At 35.3% G+C, this 2,979-nt stretch carries 2 protein-coding genes; both read right to left on the bottom strand.

Features of this window, described 5'->3' with window-relative positions; translation table 11 throughout:
• Positions 1-138: 138 nt before the first annotated feature.
• The gene (locus C9411_RS25125; protein ID WP_107228150.1) at positions 139-1,578 is read right to left on the bottom strand and encodes a lipopolysaccharide biosynthesis protein; all 1,440 of its coding nucleotides are present in this window, start codon (positions 1,576-1,578) and stop codon (positions 139-141) included.
• 92 nt (positions 1,579-1,670) lie between these two features.
• The gene (locus C9411_RS25120; protein ID WP_107228151.1) at positions 1,671-2,840 is read right to left on the bottom strand and encodes a glycosyltransferase; all 1,170 of its coding nucleotides are present in this window, start codon (positions 2,838-2,840) and stop codon (positions 1,671-1,673) included.
• Positions 2,841-2,979: the final 139 nt, after the last annotated feature.

Raw genomic sequence — 2,979 nt, 5'->3', positions numbered from 1 at the left:
TACTAAGATTATTTAACAGGTTAAATACAACTCGCTCTGCTCCCGTCAATCCTAAATATGGCATCACGAAAACAACATTCTTCACGCTACAATCTCCTATAATAAAAACCAGCCATCAATTAACGGAAAAAAATTTTTTTATCTTTTGAAGACAGCTTTTAAAAAAACATGATTAATTTCTTGACAAATTTTAACCTTCAAGATTAGCGCAGATATATAATAAACAATTACACCCACGGTAATTTTAACAAAAATCTCTAACAGTCCATTTTCAAAATGGATAAAATATATAGAGGCTGCCATTATCAAAGCACTAATCAGAATAGGAAACATGGTTTTTATTTGTTTAATTGCACCATAACCAAACCACTTCCCAGGATAATAAGCGTTTATAAAAAAACAAATAAAGGAGACTAAAGCATTACCAATAACAACAACCTTCAATCCGAAAGGAACAGTAACTAATAGCGCGGCAACGGTAATAGGTAGTTTAGCTAAATCAACCTTTAAATAAGCGTCCGAACGTCCTATAGAATTTATCAAACTGCAGTTCAGTGCACTAATTGGAATAATTAATCGTGATAATGCAACCCACTGCATTACAACGATGGCGCCCATCCACTGCTCCGAAAGAAAATATCTTACGAATGGCTCCGATATCATCATCAAGCCAATCATCACGGGAACAATTAGAAAAGCAACGCCTTCAACTCCACGATGATAAAATTTAAGTAATGACTCACGATCATTCTGTAGATTCGACATAACAGGAAAGAAAACATTTTGCAATATAGTGAATAAATTCATTGATATAAGATCGGGTATATTTCTCCCTTGAGTATATAGCCCTACATCTTTAATCGACAAGTATTTCCCTATCAATATAGCATATCCATTATCAACAACGCTCCTAACAAGACCTGCTATCAACAACTTGGAACCAAAACTAAAGAGACTTGCAAGTGAACTGAATGAAAAAACCAACCCAGGAATCCATTTAATAAGAAAAAAAGACAGCAAGACAATGAGAAAATTGTTGGCTATTTGTTGCCAGACGAGTGCATAAACACTAAAACCTTTACTTGCTAAAAAAACTGCGATACCGCCACTCAGGAAAGCGCTAATGAAATTTATTTTAGTTCGTAACTTAAAATCCAACCTTATTGATAGCAAAGTCATATGAACCAGATATAATGGCTTAATCATGATTACTATAGATATCATCTTTAGCACATGTTCAAGCTCTGGCTTCTCGTAATAGCTAGCTATGGTAGGCGACAAAAAAAATAGCACACCGTATAAAACGACACCTATAATCACATTAAAATAGAACACTGTTGAAAGATCAATATTATCCCTATCTTTCTTTTGGATTAGCGCCTGTGAAAAACCACTATTTATTATGATATCAGATATAAGAACAAAAACTAAAATTATTCCAACAATCCCAAATTCCGCAGGTGATATAATTCTCGCAAGAATAATACTTATTACAAATTGAAATCCTTGAACAGAAAAACGTTCTGCCGCACTCCAAAGCAGGCCAGTAATCGTGCTTTTTTTTACGTCATCATTCATTTCATCGCTCTCTACGTGCAGCTGAGATAAAACACGTACTAATCAAATTTCTGAAAATTTGATATTTAAGGAGAGAAAGAAGCACTGACACCTTACGAGCCATTGCTATAAGTCTTATTAAATATCATTGAAATCAATGCATTCATCTTCAACTCTTGTTCACCCTGCACATGCATGCTATGTTGCAATCCTTTTTTCCTTAAACTCTCGTAACGCTCGGAATCCAAGTAAAGTTGAAAAATACGGTTTTCGATCTCACGAGGATTTCTGGGATCAAAATAAATAACATTGTCTTTGCACACCTCAGGAATACTTGAGACAGACGAGGCCAAAACAGGCGTGCCATAGTGCATCGCTTGTAAAGGAGGGTAACCATAACCCTCATTAAGACTCGGATAGATAAAACTATATGCATTTTTATAGAGCCAATTCAATGATGAAGTATCTATATAATCCAAAAATTTAAATCTATTATTTCCCTTCAAGAAATTAGGTGGTTTTTTTGCACCAGTCACTATCGTTATGATTTCACATTCTGGGTTTTTATCATAAAAATTAGATAGTGCGAGCAAGGCACGGTGATTGTTTTTCATCCATCGATTAGCACTGACTAGCAAGAAAAAGCCCCTTCCCTTCAACTGCATAGACATCAACTCTGGAGATAACACTGGTTCGTCATTTCCGAATGGACATGGTGCGGGAAACACATGGATATTACTTGGTTCAAACTTGCTAAAATTGGAAAGAATCGAGTATTTTGTATGCTCAGAAACCGTAATCACTGTTATATTTTTTTTAGTTAGCAATCGTTCAAAAATAGAAATGTATTTTTTTATTGTGTAATCCTTTAAAACGAAAGCCTTAATAAACAATTTTAGCCTACTAACAACCCCCGCCGTATATGCCCACTGAACATTATCATATGGGCACTCAATCTCCCTTAAACCGTGGACTGTCATTATGAAATGAGTATGTGCAGTAGGCAACTCATGCAACTGATAAGGCATGGCAGAATAAAAAACCCGTGGCTCAACAGCTTCAATGTATTTATACAAACCTTCATTATTTTCCACTGGATAAAGCAGTATATCATTTTTGACACAAGCACTAACAATAGCCTCATCGAGCTCGTAGTTCTTGTTATAAACGCATTGAAAGTTGACATACCCAGATTCAATCGATCTGAAAAAAATCTCTTTTGCATATTCAGAACCGCCATGAAACCGGGCATCTTTAGTAGGCTGCGTTGCAGTCAAATCCATTATAATCAAACTTACCCCCAATTACTTTAATATAGCCGTTGCAATAGTTTCATTAATTTTTTTCTGTAAAACTGACGCATCCAGTACTGAGTATTCTTGCATATAATACTCTATTTTTTTTGATAGAAGCGCAGGCGTC

Origin of the sequence: Serratia sp. Nf2, assembly GCF_003028435.1 — a bacterium.
In the GTDB taxonomy this organism is placed as follows: Bacteria; Pseudomonadota; Gammaproteobacteria; order Enterobacterales; family Enterobacteriaceae; genus Serratia; species Serratia marcescens_L.
Note: the sequence above shows the minus strand (reverse complement) of the source record. Positions and strands in the feature narration are given on the sequence as shown.

Bases quoted from the DNA above. Each gene is read 5' to 3' on its own strand.
- C9411_RS25125 (WP_107228150.1), bottom strand. From the start codon at position 1,578: ATGAATGATGACGTAAAAAAAAGCACGATTACTGGCCTGCTTTGGAGT.
- C9411_RS25120 (WP_107228151.1), bottom strand. From the start codon at position 2,840: ATGGATTTGACTGCAACGCAGCCTACTAAAGATGCCCGGTTTCATGGC.